Annotated in this window: 1 protein-coding gene; it reads left to right on the top strand. The window is 76.7% G+C overall.

What is annotated here, in order from left to right:
- Positions 1-431, top strand: a 431-nt coding sequence (locus ACYVE9_RS30650; protein ID WP_461031100.1) for a M23 family metallopeptidase, incomplete at its 5' end; no start/stop codon positions are given.
- Positions 432-502 lie beyond the last annotated feature (71 nt).

The raw sequence follows: 502 nt of genomic DNA, 5'->3' as shown, positions 1-502 counted from the left end.
CCGGCGGCACGTCCGCCCCCGCGGGCACGCCCTGGGTGGCGCCCGTGGAGCGGTACCGGCTCTCCGCCGGGTACGCGGCCCGGGGCTCCCGCTGGTCGCGCGGACACACCGGGCAGGACTTCGCCGTCGCCACCGGTACGCCGGTGCGCGCGGTCGGGGCGGGTGTGGTCGCCGACTACGGCTGCGGTGACGCGTTCGGGCACCAGCTGCTGGTACGCCATCCGAGCGGTTACTACACCCAGTACGCCCATCTGTCGCTGCTCCAGGTCCTCCCCGGCCAGCGGGTGCGTCCCGGGCAGCAGATCGGCCTGTCCGGCAGCACGGGCAACTCCAGCGGCCCCCACCTGCACTTCGAGGTCCGGGTGACGCCTCGGGTCGGCTCCGGCGTCAACCCGGTCCCGTGGTTGCGCGCCCGGGGGGTGGCCCTGTGACGCGGCCGCGCACCCGGTACCGTCCCTGCGGCGGGCGTCGCCGTACCGTCCGTGCGGCGGGCCGGCACGGA

The organism is Streptomyces sparsus, from assembly GCF_054776295.1.
The sequence above is the reverse complement of the archived record's forward strand: the minus strand, read 5'-3'. Positions and strand labels throughout refer to the sequence as shown.